Source organism: Thomasclavelia sp. (assembly GCF_017889095.1).
Taxonomy (GTDB): domain Bacteria; phylum Bacillota_I; class Bacilli_A; order Erysipelotrichales; family Coprobacillaceae; genus Thomasclavelia.
The window spans coordinates 1-19884 of record NZ_JAGHEW010000214.1 but is presented as its reverse complement, the minus strand read 5'-3'; the positions used below and the strand labels follow the sequence as shown (position 1 = coordinate 19884).

The 19884-nt window shown below is 31.0% G+C and carries 23 protein-coding genes and 1 pseudogene; 18 read left to right on the top strand and 6 right to left on the bottom strand.

Annotated elements, in window-relative coordinates:
• The 9 genes and pseudogenes from J7M77_RS09340 to J7M77_RS09300 form a co-directional block, all read left to right on the top strand.
• The coding region (locus J7M77_RS09340) for a 30S ribosomal protein S21 (RefSeq protein WP_296877806.1) at positions 1 to 91 on the top strand (91 nt) is incomplete at its 5' end.
• A 100-nt stretch (positions 92 to 191) separates the two neighbouring features.
• Positions 192 to 383 (top strand): YabP/YqfC family sporulation protein, encoded by a 192-nt coding sequence (locus J7M77_RS09335; RefSeq protein WP_296877801.1) that lies wholly within the window; start codon positions 192 to 194, stop codon positions 381 to 383.
• Positions 380 to 1300 (top strand): sporulation protein YqfD, encoded by a 921-nt coding sequence (locus J7M77_RS09330; protein WP_296877799.1) that lies wholly within the window; start codon positions 380 to 382, stop codon positions 1298 to 1300. Before J7M77_RS09335 ends, J7M77_RS09330 begins: the two co-directional genes overlap by 4 nt.
• On the top strand, positions 1301 to 2257 hold the full coding sequence (locus J7M77_RS09325; protein ID WP_296877798.1) for a PhoH family protein: 957 nt from the start codon (positions 1301 to 1303) through the stop codon (positions 2255 to 2257).
• Positions 2250 to 2924, top strand: coding sequence for a response regulator transcription factor (locus J7M77_RS09320; protein ID WP_296877796.1), 675 nt, complete (start codon positions 2250 to 2252; stop codon positions 2922 to 2924). The genes J7M77_RS09325 and J7M77_RS09320 overlap by 8 nt, the downstream gene beginning before the upstream one ends.
• Entirely contained in the window at positions 2917 to 3486 is a 570-nt protein-coding gene (locus J7M77_RS09315) for a hypothetical protein (RefSeq protein ID WP_296877794.1), read from the top strand. Before J7M77_RS09320 ends, J7M77_RS09315 begins: the two co-directional genes overlap by 8 nt.
• A gap of 12 nt (positions 3487 to 3498) precedes the next feature.
• Positions 3499 to 3654, top strand: a pseudogene (locus J7M77_RS09310) (histidine kinase dimerization/phospho-acceptor domain-containing protein); the annotation flags it as partial.
• An 87-nt stretch (positions 3655 to 3741) separates the two neighbouring features.
• Complete coding sequence (locus tag J7M77_RS09305; RefSeq protein WP_296877803.1) at positions 3742 to 4146, top strand: cell wall metabolism sensor histidine kinase WalK; 405 nt, start codon at positions 3742 to 3744, stop codon at positions 4144 to 4146.
• Between the two features lie 96 nt (positions 4147 to 4242).
• Entirely contained in the window at positions 4243 to 5430 is a 1188-nt protein-coding gene (locus J7M77_RS09300) for a trypsin-like peptidase domain-containing protein (protein ID WP_296877792.1), read from the top strand.
• A gap of 229 nt (positions 5431 to 5659) precedes the next feature.
• Here J7M77_RS09300 and J7M77_RS09295 read toward each other — a convergent pair whose 3' ends face one another.
• Genes J7M77_RS09295 through J7M77_RS09275 form a run of 5 tightly spaced genes read right to left on the bottom strand, consistent with a single transcriptional unit; the run spans position 5660 to position 10105 of the window.
• Complete coding sequence (locus tag J7M77_RS09295) at positions 5660 to 6010, bottom strand: cobalamin-dependent protein (RefSeq protein WP_296877790.1); 351 nt, start codon at positions 6008 to 6010, stop codon at positions 5660 to 5662.
• Between the two features lie 27 nt (positions 6011 to 6037).
• A complete protein-coding gene (locus J7M77_RS09290) occupies positions 6038 to 8014 on the bottom strand; it encodes a homocysteine S-methyltransferase family protein (RefSeq protein WP_296877788.1) in 1977 nt (658 codons plus the stop codon).
• Positions 7996 to 8628, bottom strand: a complete 633-nt coding sequence (locus J7M77_RS09285; protein ID WP_296877786.1) for a vitamin B12 dependent methionine synthase — start codon at positions 8626 to 8628, stop codon at positions 7996 to 7998. The genes J7M77_RS09290 and J7M77_RS09285 overlap by 19 nt, the downstream gene beginning before the upstream one ends.
• A complete protein-coding gene (gene metF / locus J7M77_RS09280; protein WP_296877784.1) occupies positions 8621 to 9508 on the bottom strand; it encodes a methylenetetrahydrofolate reductase [NAD(P)H] in 888 nt (295 codons plus the stop codon). The genes J7M77_RS09285 and metF overlap by 8 nt, the downstream gene beginning before the upstream one ends.
• Before the next feature lie 54 nt (positions 9509 to 9562).
• Positions 9563 to 10105 (bottom strand): DUF1836 domain-containing protein, encoded by a 543-nt coding sequence (locus J7M77_RS09275; RefSeq protein ID WP_296877782.1) that lies wholly within the window; start codon positions 10103 to 10105, stop codon positions 9563 to 9565.
• 139 nt (positions 10106 to 10244) lie between these two features.
• Here J7M77_RS09275 and J7M77_RS09270 point away from each other — a divergent pair, with 139 nt between their 5' ends.
• From J7M77_RS09270 to J7M77_RS09255, 4 genes are all read left to right on the top strand, one after another.
• Complete coding sequence (locus J7M77_RS09270) at positions 10245 to 10901, top strand: hemolysin III family protein (RefSeq protein WP_296877780.1); 657 nt, start codon at positions 10245 to 10247, stop codon at positions 10899 to 10901.
• Between the two features lie 77 nt (positions 10902 to 10978).
• Positions 10979 to 11464, top strand: a complete 486-nt coding sequence (lspA, locus tag J7M77_RS09265; RefSeq protein WP_296877773.1) for a signal peptidase II — start codon at positions 10979 to 10981, stop codon at positions 11462 to 11464.
• Entirely contained in the window at positions 11451 to 12374 is a 924-nt protein-coding gene (locus J7M77_RS09260; RefSeq protein ID WP_296877771.1) for an RluA family pseudouridine synthase, read from the top strand. Before lspA ends, J7M77_RS09260 begins: the two co-directional genes overlap by 14 nt.
• Positions 12364 to 12828 carry a dCMP deaminase family protein gene (locus J7M77_RS09255; RefSeq protein ID WP_296877769.1) on the top strand — a complete coding sequence of 155 codons (465 nt, stop codon included), beginning with the start codon at positions 12364 to 12366 and terminating at the stop codon, positions 12826 to 12828. The genes J7M77_RS09260 and J7M77_RS09255 overlap by 11 nt, the downstream gene beginning before the upstream one ends.
• Before the next feature lie 94 nt (positions 12829 to 12922).
• On the opposite strand, the gene rnhC is transcribed toward J7M77_RS09255, so the two are convergent.
• Positions 12923 to 13693, bottom strand: coding sequence for a ribonuclease HIII (gene rnhC, locus J7M77_RS09250; RefSeq protein WP_296877767.1), 771 nt, complete (start codon positions 13691 to 13693; stop codon positions 12923 to 12925).
• Positions 13694 to 13803: 110 nt separating this feature from the next.
• Between rnhC and J7M77_RS09245 the strand changes: the two genes are divergently transcribed.
• From J7M77_RS09245 to J7M77_RS09225, 5 genes are all read left to right on the top strand, one after another.
• On the top strand, positions 13804 to 14616 hold the full coding sequence (locus J7M77_RS09245) for a CvpA family protein (RefSeq protein ID WP_296877765.1): 813 nt from the start codon (positions 13804 to 13806) through the stop codon (positions 14614 to 14616).
• A 1-nt stretch (position 14617) separates the two neighbouring features.
• Positions 14618 to 16930 carry an endonuclease MutS2 gene (locus J7M77_RS09240; RefSeq protein ID WP_296877763.1) on the top strand — a complete coding sequence of 771 codons (2313 nt, stop codon included), beginning with the start codon at positions 14618 to 14620 and terminating at the stop codon, positions 16928 to 16930.
• Complete coding sequence (gene uvrC, locus J7M77_RS09235) at positions 16930 to 18696, top strand: excinuclease ABC subunit UvrC (RefSeq protein WP_296877761.1); 1767 nt, start codon at positions 16930 to 16932, stop codon at positions 18694 to 18696. Before J7M77_RS09240 ends, uvrC begins: the two co-directional genes overlap by 1 nt.
• Before the next feature lie 41 nt (positions 18697 to 18737).
• Positions 18738 to 18941 carry a LuxR C-terminal-related transcriptional regulator gene (locus J7M77_RS09230; protein WP_296877759.1) on the top strand — a complete coding sequence of 68 codons (204 nt, stop codon included), beginning with the start codon at positions 18738 to 18740 and terminating at the stop codon, positions 18939 to 18941.
• A gap of 66 nt (positions 18942 to 19007) precedes the next feature.
• A partial coding sequence (locus J7M77_RS09225) for a hypothetical protein (protein WP_296877756.1) occupies positions 19008 to 19884 on the top strand: 877 nt, incomplete at its 3' end.

The following is a 19884-nucleotide window of genomic DNA, read 5'->3' as shown; positions in this document are numbered from 1 at the left end:
TCGAAAAAGAGAGTTTTATGTAAAACCAGGTTTAAAAAGAAAATTAAAATCTGAAGCAGCAAGAAAAAACAACAAAAAAGGTAGAAGATAGAAATTATTGGGACTTATTTAAGTCCCTTTTTCTTTATCAATAAATCGCCTATATATGGTATGGACTAAAAATAAAAACATATACTTATTTAGGTGGTTAAATGATTTATTTAGATAAAAATAATTTAAAAATAAAGCAGTATGATAAGATAATCTGTCTAGAAAATGAACTGATTGAAATTAAAATGCCTCATGATACCATAAAGATTGCCGGAAAAGATTTAGTAATTAAATATTATAGTAAACAAGAAGTTGTTGTTTACGGAAAGATTTTTAATATTAAGTTTATATGAAACTAGGTTATGATCTTTATGAGGTAATAAGTGAGGATATTATAGATTTATTGGCAACTTTTAAACAAGATGGTTTAACGGTTTTTCAGTTAACTAAAATCGATAGCGATACATATCGATTTTATTTACCTATTTATCAGCGCTTGCAAGCTCGAAAGTATCCTTTAAAAATAATTAAAAGTGTCGGGATTTTGTATTATTTAGTTATTTTGCTTTTTAAAAAGATAAATATCATTGGAGCAATCAGTTTTGCTTTAACTTTATTTGTTTGTAATCAGTTTATTTTTAAAGTGGAAATAATTGGCAATAATCCTGATACGACTAAATTAGTTAATGAAGTTTTAAAAGATAATCAAATAGGTATTGGTGATCTAAAAAAATCATATCAGGAATTAAATGTTATTTATGATCAGTTAAAAGCTAGTTTTAAAGGAAAGATTGATTATTTAAATATTTATCAAGAAGGCGGAGTTTTGTTTGTTAAGTACACTAATAGTGTTGGAGCAAAAGAAGTAGAAAAGAACTTTCAAAATATTTACGCCAGTAAAGATGGCGTTATTCAAAAAATTGATGTCAGCAGTGGTAATATCATGGTTAAAGTTAATCAGTATGTAAAAAAAGGTGATTTATTAGTATCGAATACGATTACTTCAACTAGTGAAGAAAATAAAATTATTGCTACTGATGGTAAGATCATGGCTTATACTTATATGACTTATCAAGCCGAAATTGATGTTAAGAAAATGGATGAAGGTGAAGCTTTTAGTTATCTTTTATATACAATCAGGACGCAATTAGGGGCAATTGATAAAATAGATAGAGAAAAAGTTTTATCTTATGGTATAATAAAAAACAAAAGAGTATTAAAGATGCAATATGTATTAATCGAAGATATTGCGACCAAAGAGGAGAAGTAAATGACAGAACAAATTAAACTTGAAGAATTTAGTATTGCTCAGCTTAACAATATTAGTGGTCATCATGATGAAAACTTAAAACTGATTGAAGATACGTTAAATGTTGGTATTTCTTTACGTGGCGATGAATTAATGGTATCTAGTGATAATACAGTTAATTTTATTAAGGCTAAAAAGGTATTGCAGGCCTTAGCTGATTTAGTAAAGAAAAATATTATGATTAGTCGTCGTGATGTCGTTTATGCTTTAAAATTAGTTGAACAAGATAATTTGAGTCATATTAGTGAATTATACAATATTAAAATTACCAAAACAGCTAGTGGCAAGATGATTTATCCAAAAACCATTGGTCAAAAAAATTATTATTTTGCCCTTAAAAATAATGATGTAGTCTTTGGTATCGGACCAGCAGGTACTGGAAAAACTTATTTAGCTGTCGTTTTTGCTGTTGATGCTTTAAAAAACAATGAAGTAAAAAAGATCGTTTTAACTCGTCCAGCTGTTGAAGCGGGTGAGAATTTAGGTTTTTTACCAGGTGATCTAAAGGAAAAAGTTGATCCATATTTACGCCCTTTATATGATGCTTTGCATGACATGTTAGGGATGGAACAAACTGAAAGATTAATTGAAAAAGGGGTCATTGAAATTGCACCACTTGCATATATGCGCGGAAGAACGCTAGAAGCTGCTTATGTAATTTTGGACGAAGCCCAAAATACGACGGATAATCAAATGAAAATGTTTTTAACGCGGTTAGGTTTTAATTCGAAGATGATCATCACTGGTGATGTTACCCAAATTGATTTACCTAAAGGAGTTAATTCTGGGTTGATTCGAGCATTGAATATTTTAAAGGGTGTAAAAGGAATTTCGTTTATTGAATTAAGTGCATTAGATGTTGTTCGACATCCAGTAGTTCAAAGAATTATTGAAAGGTATGATGGGAAAAATGAATAGATTATTAATTATTGAAGATGATATTTCGATTAATAAAATTCTTTGTCATGAATTGAATAATAAAGGATATGAGGTTGATAGTCTTTATGACGGTAAAAACGCTTGTGATCAAATTTTAAATAATGATTATGATTTAGTTTTAGTCGACTGGATGCTGCCTTATCAAGATGGGGTAGAAATTATCAAAGAGTGTCGTGATAATGGTTATATTAAACCAATGATTATTTTAACGGCCCGGAGTGACCAGGAAGATATTATCAAAGGCTTAGAATCTGGGGCTGATGATTATTTGATGAAGCCGTTCCAGTCTAATATCCTGATTGCTCGAATTGAAGCCCATTTACGACGTTATCATAAGCATTTTAAAGGTATTATTAAGTATTTAGATATAAAAATGGATCTTTCTAAACATGAGGTTTATGTTGGAGATGAGCTAATTAATCTTACTAAAGTTGAATACGACTTGCTCCAAATGTTTATTGATAATAAAGAAGAAGTTTTATCTAGACAAGAACTGTTGATGAAGATCTGGAACTTTAATTATGATGGGGATACTCGTTTAGTAGATATTCATGTGTTTAAATTAAAGACAAAATTAAAGGAGAGTCAAGCTAGATTTAAATCCGTACGGGGCGTGGGATATAAACTGGTGGCTAAAGATGAATAAAAATTATTTAAAAATATTATTAGGTTTTTTAATGGTTTTGATCATGATCATGATTGAACCTGATCATACAATTGTATATTTAGTCTTTTTTATGGTAATGATGTTATTAGTTGTTTATAACATTGATAAAAGTTATCAAAAACAGCTACGATTTTATCGTCGTGAAAAGGAAAATGAAATTTTGGAAGTTGAAGGTGAAAAGGAACTTAATTTTAGGATCGTTAATTCATTGTTTAAAACAATGAACCTGCCGATGATCTTTGTTAGTAAAGAAGGTACGATTGTTTTTACTAATCAAAGATTTCGCAGTGCTTTTAATATTAAACATTTACGTGGTAAGTATTATAAAGATATTTTTACCGGTCAATTATTAAATATTGTTGATCAAAGTTATATTTTTGAACGTAAATTCACGGCAGCAGTAGCCATCGGCAATCAATATTATCATGTTGAAGCAACACCGATCTTTCGTGATGAAGTGGCGTTTGAGGGAACGATAATTTTATTTACCGATGTTTCTCAAGTAAAAGAAGTTGAAAGAATGCAAAAACAATTTCGATAGGATTTATCTCATGAATTAAATAAACCCATGAGTGCGATTATTGGCAGTGTCGAAATTTTGCAAAAAGAAGGAATTCAAAATAAAGATACTTTTAATGAATTTATGGGTATACTGTTAAAAGAAAGTTATCGGATGAAAAATATTTTAGATGATATTTTAGAACTTTCACGTTTAGAAAGACCAGAAGCATCATTAAATCCTACGGTTATAAATATTAATTATTTAGTTAAAGAAACAGTTGAATTATTTGAACCATTGGCCAAAGATAAACATTTATCATTGGTATATCAGACTAAAAACGTCGCTAAAGAATTATTGCTTGATTATACAACTGTAAAAACAATTTTAAACAATCTAGTTTCTAATGCAATTAAATATTCAAATGCTGGGGTTATTTCAATAAAATGCACTAATGATGAAAAAAATTTTGTCATCATTGTTCAAGATGAAGGAATCGGAATTGCAAAAGAAAACATAGCATTTATTTTTGATCGCTTTTATCAGGTCGAACGTTCCCGCAGTAATAAAATCGGTACTGGTCTAGGTTTAAGTATCGTTAAAAAAATGGTTGAATTAAACAATGGAATGATCGATGTTGATAGTACTCCAGGAATTGGTACTACATTCACGGTAACTTTACCAATTTTAAGGCAAACATAATTATTTTACATGTAATCCGTTTTTTCACACAATATAAAAACAATTTGAACAAATTAATTATATATGATATCCATGTAGAATAAAGGAGTGGTAAAAATGGAAGAAAAAAATCCGATTGATGGTTTTACTGAACCAGAGCCAAGTAGAAGAGGTCAAAAATTTAAAAGAAAAAATCGAAATTTTGATGGCTTATTTAAGATCATCGTTGTTATTTTACTGATTGTATCTTTATCAATGAATGCTTTCTTGTTTACTAAAGTAATGAATAAAGATACTTCTAATACTAATTCAAATACAAATGCTAAAGTAGAAACAGTAAATTACGATGTCAAAAGCCCGCTAACTGATGTTATTAAAAAAGTTAATGACAGTGTTGTTGGGGTGGTTGTCTATTCAAATGGCGTAGTAAGCGGCAGTGGTAGTGGTGTTGTTTATCAGGTAGATGGTAAAAGTGCTTATATAATTACTAATGCTCATGTTGTTGAAGGGGCTCAAACTACTGGTGCAGTTCAGGTAGTCTTTGCTAATAACGAAGCTGTTGATGCTAAAATTATCGGTAGTGATACTTATAGTGATATTGCTGTTTTACAAGTAACTGCTGATTTTGAGATGAAAGCAATTGATTGCGGTGATTCTAGTTTATTAGATACTGGTGAAACTGTCTTGGCAATCGGAAGTCCTTTAGGAATTGAATATTCTGGAACGGTAACTGAAGGAATTGTTAGTGGAACCGATCGAACTGTTTCTGTTGATTTAAATAAAGATGGCCAAGATGATTGGGATATGAATGTTATCCAAACTGATGCTGCCATCAATCCGGGAAATAGTGGAGGGGCATTAATTAATACTGCTGGTGAACTAGTTGGAATTACTTCAATGAAATTATCTGATGAATCGGTTGAAGGAATGGGCTTTGCTTTACCAATCAATGATGTAATTACATCAGTAAAACAAATTATTGAAAATGGTAAAGTCACAAGACCATATATAGGTATTACGGGATTTTCATTATCTGATTATTCAAGCTATCAATTACGTTATTATCGTATCGATACTGATTTAACTGACGGTATTTATGTATCTAATGTTACTTCTAATGGTCCAGCAGCACTAGCTGGATTAAAGCAAGGTGATGTTATTGTAAAACTTGATGATGTTAAAATTACGACGTATAAAAGCTTTTTAACCGAGTTATATTCAAAACATCCAGGTGATAGTGTATCATTAGTTGTAAATCGTAGTGGCAGTGAAAAAACTATTAAAGTCACCTTAGCTGAACAATAGTAGAGAATAAATGCTTTTTAGGCTGATGGCAAAGTCAGTTTTTCAAACTGATTCTGTCATACAGCCTTTTATTATTTTTTATAAGTGAATAAAAAAAGAGTGATCTTAAGATTTAAAATCACTCATATTTTGATATTATTTTACCACTTTAAATATACTAAAATTTTTAATAAGCAGTTTGTTAACAGTAAAAGAAAAGTTACTAAACTAATTTTTCTTTTACGATATTTTAATCAATAATTCGATTCAATAACTCAACAGCATCCATGGCATCTTTAGAATAATAATCAGCATTGATCTCTTTAGCATAATCAGCTGTTAAAACAGCACCACCAACAAAAATCGGACACATATTATCAATCTCTTTTAACATGGCGATTGTTTTTTCCATTGAAGCTACTGTAGTAGTCATTAAGGCACTTAAACCAATGGCTTTGGGGTGATATTGATAAAAAGCTTCAACAACTGTTTTTGGTGGGACATCTTTTCCTAAATCAATTATTTTATAACCATAACTTTCTAAAACAACTTTAACAATATTTTTCCCAATATCATGAATATCGCCATGGACTGTTGCCATGATAACTGGTCCTTTAGAAATACTAGTTTAGCTAAACGTTTCTTTAATAATTCCAAAGGCAATTTTTGAAGTTTCAGCAGCTTGAATTAGCTGCGGTAAAAAGATGATGTTTTTTTCATATTGTTTACCAACTGTGTCTAATGCCGGAATTAAGATTTGATTGATGATATCTAAACCAGCTTTAGATTCTAATTCTTTTTTAGTTGCTTTTTCAACTTCGTCTTTTAAACCGCGAATAATAATATCTTCTAAAGTAAATTCAGTAGCTGAAGTCACTGGTATAGTTGTATGATTAGACTGTTTTTGAATATAGTTTATCGCATCATGGTCATAGTTATATAAAACATTAAATGCATCAATAGCATCCATTAATTCTTTATCTAAAGGATTAATAATTGGTAAATCTAGACCAGCGGATAAAGCCATCGTTAAAAAAGTTTTGTTTAACAGTGGCCGATTTGGTAATCCAAAAGATACATTACTAACTCCTAAAACAGTATGAACACCAAGCTGTTCTTTTACCATTTGAACAGCTTTAACAGTTTCCATTACTTCTGGCTGTTTGGCAGAAGCAGTTAAAACTAAACAGTCAATGATAATATTTTCTTTGGCAATACCGTATTGTTTAGCTGTAGTAATAATTTTTTTGGCAATTTCCAAACGATCTTTTGCTTTAGATGGAATACCGTTTTCATCAAGGGTCAAACCAATAACTACACCACCGTATTTTTTTACGATTGGAAAAATTGCTGTCATTGTTTCCATTTTTCCATTTACTGAATTAATTAATGGCTTACCATTATAATAGCGACAAGCTTGTTCAATAGCCTGAGGATTGGAACTGTCAATTTGTAATGGTAAAGAAATTACTTCTTGTAATAACTTGATGACATGATTCATCGTTGCGACTTCATCAATACCAGGTAATCCCACATTGACATCAAGAACATGAGCTTTAGCTTGATCTTGTTTAATCGCTTCAACTACTAATTCATCATAACGCTGTTGTTTTAAAGCTTCTTTTAATTTCTTCTTTCCGGTTGGGTTTAACCGTTCACCGCAAACAACAACATGATGACCAAACTCAACTGTTTGACTGCCACTAGAAACTCTAGTTGCTTTTCGTGGTTTGGTTAAAAGTGGTTTTGTTGGTAAAGACTGTTTTAATGTGGCAATAAATTCAGGCGTAGTTCCACAACAGCCACCAACAATTTGAACACCGTTATTAACATGTTTTATAGTTTCTTTAACAAAGGTTTCTACATCCATGTTATAACAAGTTTTCCCGGCAACAAGACATGGCAGCCCGGCATTAGGCTGTAAAATAACGGGAATTGTTGCTACTTCTAAAATTTCATTAATAATTGGTGTTAATTCGATTGGACCTAAAGAACAATTGATACCTAAGGCATCGACATTTAAACCTTCTAAGATATTGACCATGGTAAGCGGGTCACAGCCCGATAAAGTTCGTTGATTAGTTTCATAAGTCATCGTGACAAAAACTGGTAAATCACTGTTTTCTTTGATTGCTAAAACAGCTGCCTTAACTTCGTAGATATCACTCATCGTTTCTAATAAAAATAAATCAACTTTATCTTTAGCCAGTAATACTTGTTCTTTGACAATTTCATAAGCCTGATCAAATGATATAGTCCCCATTGGCTGTAATAATTGACCAATTGGTCCAATATCATAGGCAATATAACTTTCTTTATTTGCTTTTTTTTGCGCAATGATGGCATTATCAATTGCTTTTTCAATAATTTCGGTTTGACTATACGGTGCATTTTTTAGTTTTAAAGCATTAGCACCAAAAGTATTAGTCGTAATAAAATCGGCACCAGCATTTAAATAGTTTAAATGAATTGACTGGATCAACTTGGGATCAGTTACATTTAAACATTCAGGAATATCCCCAGCTTTTAAACCAGCTGCTTGTAATTGGGTTCCCATAGCACCATCAAATACTAAAATTTCTTTCGTTAATCTATCTTGTAACATCTTTGACCTCTTTTTCGATAAATACAATTATTTTTAAGTGAGCATGAAAAACAATGCTTTTGATCTTTGTTTTCACCGATTCCAATTAAACCAATCATTGATTTTTGGGGTAATAACAAATGATCAGGTAATACCGTTAAACCAATATGCTTATCACATTGTAAAGCATTGGCTAAAAGGTGATTTAATTCTAATGGAACACTACCATATCCTGGACAAAAGCGATAAGTATGGCTACCAAAATCTTGTTTGGCTTCAAATTCATCAGCTTTAAATTCTAAATAAGCGCTGCTTAAAGCATCCATGATCGTCATTTTGGTCATGTCGATTAATGAATAATAACGAAGCCGTTTATCTAATTCGATTCCTAAAGTACAAGCACATACAACAACCTGGCTGCAAGCAGCAAATAAATCAACTAGATCGGGATAATCTAGGGAAATGCCTAATTCTTCGATCATTAAAGGATATTTACGTAAATGATATGTTTTAAACATATATTTAAACGGAAATTGTTCTAGTTCTGTTAATCCTTCATCTAGTAAACGATTAGTTGTTGCATCCAGCATTTGATTTTGATACCCAAGATATTTTAATGCAGTTTCTTTAATCATCTTTATATTCACTAAAAATATTATTAGTTCTAACTAATATTTCTTTAGCAATTTCAGGACGATTCATTGTATATAAATGAATCCCGTCAACACCATTAGTAATTAAATCAATGATTTGATTAGTAGCATAATTTAATCCAACTTCTTTCATCGCTTTAGGATTATTACGGAAGCGTTCTAATGAAGCTGAAAGATTATAAGGAATATTGCTGCCACTTAATTTAGCCGTATTTAATAATGAACGGGTATTAGTAGCTGGCATGATCCCGGCAATAATAGGAACATTGATTCCTTTTAAACGAGCTTCCCGAACTAAACGATAATAATTGTTGTCATAAAACAGCTGAGTAATTAAAAACTGAGCACCGGCATCAACTTTTTTCTTTAAAGCTTGTAAATCTGCTTCTAAAGAAGGGGCTTCTTGATGCACTTCAGGATAACAGGCACCACCTAGACAAAAAGTATCGGGAAAGTTTTCATTGATATAAGTATTTAATTCACTAGCGTATTGATATTCATGAGGAGCACTTTCAGGATCGTAATCTTTAGGATAATCACCACGTAAAGCTAATACATTTTCAATATGATGTTCTTTTAATTTAGTTAAAGTAGCATCTATTTCTTTACTGGTAGCATCAATGCAGCTTAAATGCGCCAAAGCTTCAATACCATAATCATTTTTGATCGTTGAAGCAATTTCAACGGTGTTTTTAGTTGTCGAACCACCAGCTCCATAAGTTACTGAAATAAAATCAGGTTTTAAAACTGCTAGTTCATCAATTGTTGCATAAATCGATGAAATATCACCGTCATGATTTTTAGGTGGGAAAATTTCAAACGATAAAGTAGGTTTATTTAATAACATATCAATAATTTTCATGACTAATTCTCCTTGTTTAAATTACGTATATTATAAAAAAACAGTACCTATTTTTCAACTATCTTCGACTTCAAAACTATCAATAATTCCCTGGGCAGTGCTAATTAGCTGGTTAGCTAAAGCAGCAATGACCATTACTGTCAATAAACGTTTATCTTCATTTTCAATATTTAACTGATTTTCATTTACAATGTTTTTTAGATAATTATCTAAAGATTGTTTTTGGCAGTTTTTGATTGTTAGAAACTGATCATAGATTACTTCTAAATTTAAATCTTTTTCATAAACTGGTAGTAATAATTGTTTGATTTCTTGAATGGAAATAATATTTTTTAAATTATAAATCAATAACATTCCAATAATTTGTTCTTTAGTATATTTTTTTCCTTTAACTGGTTTAATGATACCAGCTTTAGAATAATTATTGATCATTGTTTTTGTTAGTAATTTATCATCTTCAAATCTTTTATTATCACTTAAATTATTTTCAAATAAAGTCATGATTTGATCCATGTATAAATCTAATTCGGGAATATCTTGACTTTTTAGATCACTTTTATTAGCAGTATGATCAATAATCGTATTTAAATCTTTCATTTTTATCGTTCCTTTCTATTATGGTTAAAATAATTGTAACTTAATTAGATGATTGTTTCAAGATATGGTTGACATATAAATAAATAATGATATTATAGTTTTATAATGTAGTATTAAAAACTATATAAGGAGGTTTTGTATGAAAATATTTAATAAAGCAATGGATCCAATCAGCAGTGAAACTCATTTTATAGGTGCTATATTATCATTAGTTACCTTATTAGTAATGGTAGTTATTTCAATAATTGAACAGGCAGCATTATTAACTAAAGTTGGCATTATTGTATTTGGATTATCTTCAGTGGCTTTATATAGTGCTAGTGCTTTATATCATTATTATCGTGGTAATCAGGATAATAAAATTAAATTATTTTTACGGAAAATGGATCATGCAATGATCTATGTTTTGATCGCGGGTACTTATACACCGGTCTGTTTAACATATTTACAATATCCACATAGTATTTATTTTTTATTAGTGATCTGGTCAATTGCACTGCTTGGAATTGTGATTAAATTGTTTTGGATGCAGGCACCACGGTTTCTATCGACGATTTTTTATCTTTTGATGGGATGGGCGGTGATTTTTGACTGGAATGCTTTTGCAAATGTTCCCTTTGGCTGTTTTGCTTTGATTGCCTGTGGCGGAATTAGTTATACAATTGGTGCCATAATTTATATTATTAAAAAACCTAACTGGTTTAAAAGCTTTGGTTTTCATGAACTGTTTCATATTTTTGTTATGATTGGTTCTGCTTTTCATTTTATTGCGGTGATTGCATATATGTTATTTTAAATTATTGTGGGACGAGTATTGCTTTTCCTTGTGGTTATTTTTTAATTAAGGTATAATGTTTTTGGGTGGTAATAAGAATGAATTTAAGTAAAAGAAATAAAATACTGTATTTACTGACGATGTTTGTAATTCTAGGGGGAGATTTATTTACTAAACATCTAATATCTTCGTCAATGCAGTTAGGACAGTCACATGAAATAATTAAAAATCTGTTCTATTTTACATACTCACAAAATACCGGAGTTGCCTGGGGGATGTTTGCCGGTAAATTAGGGTTATTTATTTTAATTGCGATAGTAGTAGCAGTGGCGATGGTTGTTTATTTTCGAAAAACTAAACAAAGTGAGATTTTAACGCGGTTTGGTTTAGTGTTAGCTTTTAGTGGTTTGTTGGGGAATTTGATTGATCGGATTGTTTTTGGTTATGTTCGTGATTTTATTGATGTAATTATTTTTAATTATAATTTTCCAATTTTTAATATTGCTGATATGGCAGTAGTAATTGGTTTTGCGTTAATAATTATTGAAATTATTTTTGAGGAGTATATTCATGGAAAAAATTAGTTTTGTAATTGATGATTTAGCCAATAAACGTCTTGATAAAGTTATTGCCAAAAGATTGCCAGAATATTCTAGAACGAGAATTCAGGAAATGATTAATTCAGGAAATGTCTTAGTTAATCATAAAAAAGAAAAAGCAAACTATAAAATAAAAATGGGCGATTTGATTGAAATTGAAGTTTTGCCAAATCAAGATCTAGCTATTGAAGCCGAAGATATTCCATTAAAGATCGTTTATGAAGATAATGATTTAATTGTGGTTGATAAACCAAGTGGGATGATCGTTCATCCTTCACCTGGAATTGTTCATGGTACTTTAGTTAATGCCTTGTTATATCACTGTACTGATCTTTCAGGAATTAATGGGGTTAATCGTCCCGGAATTGTTCATCGTATTGATAAAGAAACTAGCGGACTTTTAGTGGTAGCCAAGAATGATCATGCTCATCGAGTCTTATCACAACAGTTAAAAAATCACGATATGACTAGAAGCTATATTGCTCTAGTGCATGGCTTGATTCCTCATCAGTATGGTAAAGTTGATGCCCCAATTGGTCGTGACAATAAAGATCGTCAAAAAATGGCAGTTACTAGTGCTAACAGTAAACATGCAGTTACTAATTTTACGGTACTGAGAAGATATCGATCAATGAGTTTAATTGAGTGTCGTTTGGAAACCGGAAGAACTCATCAAATTAGGGTGCATATGAGCTATATTGGCTATCCAGTTTATGGTGATCCAAAATACGGATGGCGCAAAGATGATTTAACTTATGGGCAATTTTTACACGCAAAAAAACTTGGTTTTATTCATCCGACCACAAATAGATATATGGAGTTTGAAAGTGAATTGCCTGAATATTTTAAAGAAAAACTAAATCAGCTTCAGGAGGAAATGGAATATGCAAAATAAAGTAATTAGCTGGACACAGTATTTTATGGCAGTAGCTAAGCTTTCAGCGTATCGTTCAAAAGATCCTAATACTCAAGTTGGAGCTTGTATTGTAAATCAGGACAATAAAATCGTTGGTGTTGGTTACAATGGTTTGCCATGGGGCTGTGAAGATAATGAGTTTCCTTGGCAAGTTAGAGAAGGGGATTTGTATGATACCAAATATCCTTATGTCGTTCATGCTGAATTAAATGCAATTTTAAATAGTACCAGCAATTTAAAAGGCTGTCGCATTTATGTTTCATTGTTTCCATGCCATGAATGTGTTAAAGCAATCATTCAAAGTGGCATTAGTGAAATTATTTATGAAGATGAAAAGTATAATGGCACTGATAGTGATCGGGCAGCTAAAAGAATGTTAGATGCTGCCGGGGTCAAATATACTAAGGTGGCTCCATTTGCAATTACAATTTAATATCAAAGCATAGATATACTTCAAGTGTATTTATGCTTTTCTTTTTAAAAAAGTTTTAATTTGGTCAAAATAAAAAAAGGATAGCGAATATCCTTTAGATTAAATCTTTGATTCTTTTAAAGTTGGTCATGTTGGTTTTAGTAACCTTGTTTAACATTTTTGCACCATATTTTTTAGCGACATCAACTGCAATTGCATCAACGCTGTTGCTATTACCGCGAGGCAGTTTCATTTTTAAACTACGTGACATATTACTAAAATATTGTAAGTAAGCGTATCGTGATAAAATCATTGAACAAGCAATTCCTAAATATTGTTCTTCACCTTTTTGTAAAAAATGTAAATCTTTTACTACAATTACTTCACTTTTTAAATAATTATAATAAGTTTTTGGTGAAACAAACTGATTAACTACTTTTTCTTTGACTGGCATACCAATTTTTTGCATTACATTAGTAACTGCCTGATTGTATAACTTAGCTTTAATGTTGGCAAGATTATTACCCGCTTTAACCATTGCGTTATAATGGGAATTATCAAGAATTAATAGACTGTATATGATTCGATCTTTGATCTCTTTGGCAATCTGTACTAATTCTTTATTATCCATATCTTTAGGGTCGCGTACTCCGACGCTCAATAACCAGTCATAGTCGCGTTCATCAACATAACATGATACCACACATAGAGGTCCAAAAAAATCTCCCGAACCTGTTTCATCACAAGCGATATGGCTGATACATTTATATTGACTTGGATTGGTTGTACCGACTGCACTAGAGTTACTGAAAGCCGCAAGTTTATCGTAAGCATGCATATTAATAACGTTTATTCTTTTTGAGCTATTATGTTTTTCTACATTCATGTTCTTTACTTGCCTCCTAGTCCTAATAATATTATAGCATAATTTTAATCTTTTTGACAGTACAAATTTGTTTTGCTACAATGTATATTAAAAGAAATTGAGGTGTTTTAATGAATTTTGAAATAAATTCGGTTTTTATTGACATGATTATTGTCATATTTATTGTTTTGATGCTGATATTTGGCTATATTAAAGGATTTGTTTCTAGCGCTTATCGCTTAGTAGCGACAATTATTTCATTATTGATTGCGCTATATTTATCTAGTCCCTTATCAGCGCTAATAAAAATATATGAGGTTGAAGGTATTGGTCAAAGTGCCGGAAATGTGATTAATCGTTTTTTGCTTTTTATTATTATTTTGATTGTTTTAAAAGTGATTTTTGCTTTGATTGGTAAAACAGTAATTCCTTTAATTAAAGCAATCATTGATAAATTTGGAATATTAAGAAAAATTGATGGAATCTTAGGTGCTATATTTAATTTAATTGAAAGTTTGATCATCGTTTATTTAGCTTTGATCTTTATCATTACTCCAGTTTTTTCTAAGGGAAAACAGGCTGTTCAAGAAACAGTAATTGCTAATAAAGTTATTCAATTAGTACCTATATTTAGCCAGCAAATGGGTGAACTAACTGATGGTGTTAATGTTATTAGTGATTTGATCAGTAACGGGATAAATAACGATAGCTATAGTACTGCTTCAATGAAATCTATTGTTGTTTCCCTTGCATCGGCATATAACTATGGTTTGCTTGATCAACAAGAAACGGCTGATTTAGTATCAAGTTATTTTAATCAGGTGACTACCATTATTTACGTAAACAATGACCTTTACCAAAATACAGTTAATTTATTAAATGAATTACATATTTCTAGTGATGAACAAAATCAGATATTAAGTAAAATTGTAGTGAGTGAGTAAAATGAAAGATATATATGATACATTAGAGTTTAAACAAATAAAACAGCGGGTAAGTAAATATTGTAAAAGTGCTTTAGCCAAACAGGAAATCTTAGATTTGAGTTTTTATCAGGATTATGATGAGCTATTATTAGCGCAAAAATATTTAGATCAGGCGATGCGTCTGATTTATAAATATGGCAGAGTACCAATTGGAGCTTTTGAAGATATTGAACCGTTATTGCAAAAAGCCAATAAAGATGGAACATTATTTGGTGAAGATTTTGTTGCCATCGTCTATTTATTAAATAATGTTAAAGAAATCAATGAATATTTAGAAGATAAAGAAATTGAAGCTGATGAATTGTTGCAACTATGTAACCAGCTTGTTTTACCTGATCATTTATTAAAAGAAATAAATCGCTGCATTGATGGTACGGGTTTAGTGTTAGATAATGCCAGCAGTGAGTTAAAACAATTGAGAAGGCAAATTGTGTCGGTGGAAACAAATATTCGCCGACGGATTGAACGGATCAAAACAGCGAATAAAGATTATTTGAGTCAGGAAAATATTTCAACGCGCAATAATCATTTAGTTTTACCAGTTAAAGCTGGAAATAAAAATAGTGTCAAAGGAATTGTTCATGCTCTTTCTTCAAGTGGCCAGACCTTGTTTATCGAACCGGAAGAAATTGTCCAGATGAATAATCACTTAGTTGATCTAAGAGAAAAAGAACATCGTGAAGTAATGCGAATCTTAAAGATGCTATCCAAGCTGGTAAAAGAAAACTATGAGATCATTCATGAAGATCAAGAAATCATGGTAGCTTTAGATGTGATTTTTGCTAAAGGTGATTATGGGGTTAGTATTAACGGAATCGTGGCTGATGTCGTACAAGATTATACTGTTTTTAAATTAAAACAGGCTAGACATCCGTTGATCGATCCGCAAAAAGTTGTTGCTAATGATATTATTTTAACGCCACCTAAACGGACCTTATTAATAAGTGGTTCGAATACTGGGGGGAAAACAGTTGTTTTAAAAACAGCAGGTTTATTAAGCTTGATGTCCCTTTGTGCTTTAGCGATTCCTTGTAATCAGGCAACCATCCCTTTATTTGATCAAATTTGCGTTGATTTAGGTGATGAACAGTCAATTGAACAATCATTATCAACTTTTTCTAGTCACATGAAACGTTTAGTAGAAATAACTAATCAAGTAAGTGAAAAATCATTAGTTTTATTAGATGAAGTTGGTTCGGGTACCGATCCTAATGAAGGCCAAAGTATTGCAGAAGCAATTTTAAGATATTTACATACCGTAAACCCATTAGTTTTAGCTTCGACCCATTATTCAGGATTGAAAGAATTTGCCAAAAATGAAGAATTTATTTTAGTCGCTGCAGTTGAATTTGACCAAGAAAAAATGCGACCTACTTATCGATTGTTATCAGGCAGTGTTGGTAATTCTTATGCCATTGAGATTTCAAGACGGTTAGGATTAAAACCAGAAATTGTCGATTTGGCTTTTCAAATTAAAGAAGCAAGTATGACTGATAGTCAAAAATTGTTGGAAAAGTTACAGGATGAAATCGCAGCGACTATAAAAGAAAAAGAAGAATTAGCTAAATCAATTGAAGCTGCTAAAGTTAAAGAAGATAAATATCAGCGTTTGATTAATAATTATGAAAAGCAAAAAGAAAAATTGTTACAGGCTGCTAAAGATGAAGCTAATCAGTTATTGGAAGATGCTAAAGGACAAATTGACTTAGTGGTTGAAGATCTAAAAAAAGAAGCCGAGTTGAAACAGCATGTCATAATTAATGCTAAAAGAAATTTAGATTTAATGAAACATGAAAACCAAAAACCGGTCAACCATGAAAACCACGTTTATCAAGTAGGGGATGTTGTGAAAGTATTATCAGCTAATCGCCAGGGAGAAGTATTATCGATCAATAAAAAAGGCATTTTGACGATTGATATGAGTGGTCTTAAAGTCAATGCCAAGAGTGAAGAAGTAATGTTTGTATCGAAGAAAGTTAAACCGAAAAAAGTTCGTTCTAATATTAAAGCGGTTCGTAAGTCATCAAATCAAAGTGTGGAATTAAATATCATTGGTCAGCGTTATGAAGAAGCAATGTTAAATGTTGATAAATTCTTAGATAATGCTTTAGTGAATAATTATTCAATGGTACGGATTATCCATGGTATGGGTACCGGTGCTTTACGTAATGGTGTTCGTCAGTTATTAAAGAAAAATAAAAACGTGGTTAGTTATCGTGATGGCGGACCTAATGAAGGAGGGCTAGGGGCAACTCTAGTATATTTTGAATAATGGATCGTCAGATGATCAAAGATAAATTATCTTTATTACCGTTACAGCCAGGCTGTTACTTAATGAAAGATAAAAATGATGAAGTTATTTATGTTGGAAAAGCGAAGAAATTAAAAAATCGGGTTTCTTCATATTTTGTCGGTGCTCATAATTATAAAACAACTAAATTAGTTCAGGAAATTGTTGATTTTGATTATATTGTTACGGATTCGGAAAAAGAAGCATTGTTATTAGAGATCAATTTAATCAAAGATTATTCGCCTAAATACAATATCTCATTTATGGATAATAAATATTATCCATATATCCAGTTAACAAAAGAAGAACATCCCCGCTTAAAGATCGTTAGGAATGCTCAGGAAAAAAAACATAAACATTTTGGTCCTTTTCCTGATGGGACGGCGGCCAGGGAAACTTTCAAATTATTAAATCGTCTGTTTCCGCTTAGAAAATGCAATCATATTCCTAAAAAACCATGTTTGTATTATTCTTTGAATCAATGTTTAGCACCATGTATTCAAACCGTTGATCAAGATACTTATAAACAGTTAACTTCCAAGATAACCAAGTTTATCCAGGGTGATACTAAAGAAGTCATTGATGATCTAACCAGCAAAATGTTTTCAGCAAGTGAAGTTCAAAATTATGAATTAGCCAAGGAATGTCGTGATTTAATTAATCATATTAATCATGTTACTAGTAAGCAGCATGTCCAATTTAATGATCTGGTTGACCGGGATATTATCGGTTATTATTTTGATAAGGGTTATTTATGTTTACAATTGTTTTTTATGCGTAATGGTAAATTATTGGCTCGTGATTTAAATTTAGTCCCTTTACAGGATGATTATCAAGAACAAATTATTTCCTTTTTAGTTCGCTTTTATCAGGAAAATACAGAACCTAAAGAATTATTAGTACCTAAAGATCTTGATGTTGAATTATTAAAAGAGATTGTTAGCTGTAAAATCATCAAACCGCAAAAAGGAAATAAAGCAAGTTTAGTAGAAATGGCTAATGAAAATGCCAAGGAGCAGTTAGAAAAGAAATTCTTGCTGATTCAAAAAAATGAGGCAGCTACCATTGGAGCAATCAAGCAGTTAGGTAACTTACTTGGAATCAGGATGCCTAGAAGAATTGAATTATTTGATAACTCGAATATTCAAGGAGCTTATGCGGTTGCCGGAATGGTTTGTTTTAAAGATGGTGTTCCTTCAAAAAAAGATTATCGCAAGTTTAAAATTAAAACCGTTGAAGGCCCTGATGATTATGCCAGTATGAAAGAAGTTATTTATCGTCGTTATTATCGGGTCTTGATGGAAGGATTAGAAAAGCCGGATTTAATTATTGTCGATGGAGGAAAAGGACAAATTAAAGTAGCTAAAGAAGTCATTGATGCCTTAAATTTAGATATCATGGTATGTGGTTTAGCTAAAGATGATCGGCATTCAACTTCGATGTTATTAGATAGTAATGGTGAAGAAGTGGTGATTGATCGTAAAAGTGAATTATTCTTTTTATTAACCAGAATGCAAGATGAAGTCCATCGCTATGCAATCAGTTTTCATAAAAATGTTCGTTCAAAATCACTGTTCCAGTCAATTTTAGATGATGTTGAAGGGATTGGTCCTAAACGTAAAAAAGCATTGCTTAAAAAGTTTGGCAGTGTCAAACGGTTAAAAGAAGCCAGTATTGAAGAACTAGAAACTGTTTTACCTAAAGAAGTAGCCGCAAATCTATTTAATATTCTTAAAAATGACACTTAAAATCACTTTTTACATAAGATAAAATATGAGGTGAAGTGATAATGAATATTATTCTGACTCCTAGAGAGAAAGAAATTTTTGATTTGTTAGTGAAAAATAAATCAACTAAAGAAATTGCTAAAACACTAGGAATTAGTGAAAAAACAGTTCGTAATCATATTTCTAATGTGATCCAGAAATTAGGTGTTGATTCAAGGATCCAGGCAGTATTTGAGTTGATTAGATTTAAGGAATTAGAGTTATAGCTAATTCCTTTTTGATTTTAGTGGTGTTTTTGTAATGATTAGTATATAATTAGTGCAGGTGATTTTATGAAACTACGTCGAGGACATTTATATATCTTAGTTACATTATGTTTTGTAATTGCTTTTGTTGCCATCAATTTAAAGTATGATCGTTTTTATCGTGTTAATGGCATCAATAACGATAATCGGGCATTGATTGAACAATATTTAGATGATCAAGAGCAGGAATATTTGATTGAAAATGCTATCCCGGTAGCTGAATTTATCAAGTATATTACTTATCCTGATTTTAATTTAAAGTATTATCAGTTCTATAATGCCCTAGATAAAACTAATAAATATGCTAGTTATGAAGATCTGATTGCAACGGGTAATCAGCTAGCCAATAAATTAGAAGTTGCTTATGGAAGTGATGCTATATCTTATTGTAATACTTTAGTTCGTAATGATTTGATTGCGGCATATATCAATCAAGATAGTTTTGATTTTGATAATATTGATTATTATCAATTAATTCGTTCATTGTATGATGAAACTGATTATACATATATTAGTGATACCAATAATTATGTAGAAATCATGCTTAATGATGATAAAATCAAAGAAGATGATTTGGCTGATCAAATTAAACTGCTGACAAATAATTTTACTAAATCCTCACTAACAACTTTATTTTCAAGTGAATTAGCGGATAATGTAAGACGCAACTATAATCCTAGCCAGGCTAATTTAGTAGTCAATAACACAACTTATATTGGTGGTTATGAGCCTAAAAATCTAGTAACTACTTTAGGAATACCACGAACTAATTATTCGATGTATCTCCAGGAAGAAACTTTTAATCATTTATTAGAAATGTATCGTGCCTGTTACAAAGAATGTGGCAGTGGATTAGTATTAACCCAGGCTTATGTTAGCTATGATGTAGCAATGTTGGAAAATA

Bases quoted from the DNA above. Each gene is read 5' to 3' on its own strand.
- J7M77_RS09285 (WP_296877786.1), bottom strand. From the start codon at position 8,628: ATGATTAAAGAAACTGCATTAAAATATCTTGGGTATCAAAATCAAATG.
- J7M77_RS09315 (WP_296877794.1), top strand. From the start codon at position 2,917: ATGAATAAAAATTATTTAAAAATATTATTAGGTTTTTTAATGGTTTTG.
- J7M77_RS09255 (WP_296877769.1), top strand. From the start codon at position 12,364: ATGCAAAATAAAGTAATTAGCTGGACACAGTATTTTATGGCAGTAGCT.
- metF (WP_296877784.1), bottom strand. From the start codon at position 9,508: ATGAAAATTATTGATATGTTATTAAATAAACCTACTTTATCGTTTGAA.
- J7M77_RS09300 (WP_296877792.1), top strand. From the start codon at position 4,243: ATGGAAGAAAAAAATCCGATTGATGGTTTTACTGAACCAGAGCCAAGT.
- J7M77_RS09260 (WP_296877771.1), top strand. From the start codon at position 11,451: ATGGAAAAAATTAGTTTTGTAATTGATGATTTAGCCAATAAACGTCTT.
- J7M77_RS09230 (WP_296877759.1), top strand. From the start codon at position 18,738: ATGAATATTATTCTGACTCCTAGAGAGAAAGAAATTTTTGATTTGTTA.
- uvrC (WP_296877761.1), top strand. From the start codon at position 16,930: ATGGATCGTCAGATGATCAAAGATAAATTATCTTTATTACCGTTACAG.
- J7M77_RS09290 (WP_296877788.1), bottom strand. From the start codon at position 8,014: ATGTTACAAGATAGATTAACGAAAGAAATTTTAGTATTTGATGGTGCT.
- J7M77_RS09330 (WP_296877799.1), top strand. From the start codon at position 380: ATGAAACTAGGTTATGATCTTTATGAGGTAATAAGTGAGGATATTATA.
- J7M77_RS09275 (WP_296877782.1), bottom strand. From the start codon at position 10,105: ATGAAAGATTTAAATACGATTATTGATCATACTGCTAATAAAAGTGAT.
- J7M77_RS09270 (WP_296877780.1), top strand. From the start codon at position 10,245: ATGAAAATATTTAATAAAGCAATGGATCCAATCAGCAGTGAAACTCAT.
- J7M77_RS09325 (WP_296877798.1), top strand. From the start codon at position 1,301: ATGACAGAACAAATTAAACTTGAAGAATTTAGTATTGCTCAGCTTAAC.
- J7M77_RS09320 (WP_296877796.1), top strand. From the start codon at position 2,250: ATGAATAGATTATTAATTATTGAAGATGATATTTCGATTAATAAAATT.
- J7M77_RS09335 (WP_296877801.1), top strand. From the start codon at position 192: ATGATTTATTTAGATAAAAATAATTTAAAAATAAAGCAGTATGATAAG.
- J7M77_RS09240 (WP_296877763.1), top strand. From the start codon at position 14,618: ATGAAAGATATATATGATACATTAGAGTTTAAACAAATAAAACAGCGG.
- lspA (WP_296877773.1), top strand. From the start codon at position 10,979: ATGAATTTAAGTAAAAGAAATAAAATACTGTATTTACTGACGATGTTT.
- J7M77_RS09295 (WP_296877790.1), bottom strand. From the start codon at position 6,010: ATGGCAACAGTCCATGGCGATATTCATGATATTGGGAAAAATATTGTT.
- J7M77_RS09245 (WP_296877765.1), top strand. From the start codon at position 13,804: ATGAATTTTGAAATAAATTCGGTTTTTATTGACATGATTATTGTCATA.
- rnhC (WP_296877767.1), bottom strand. From the start codon at position 13,693: ATGAATGTAGAAAAACATAATAGCTCAAAAAGAATAAACGTTATTAAT.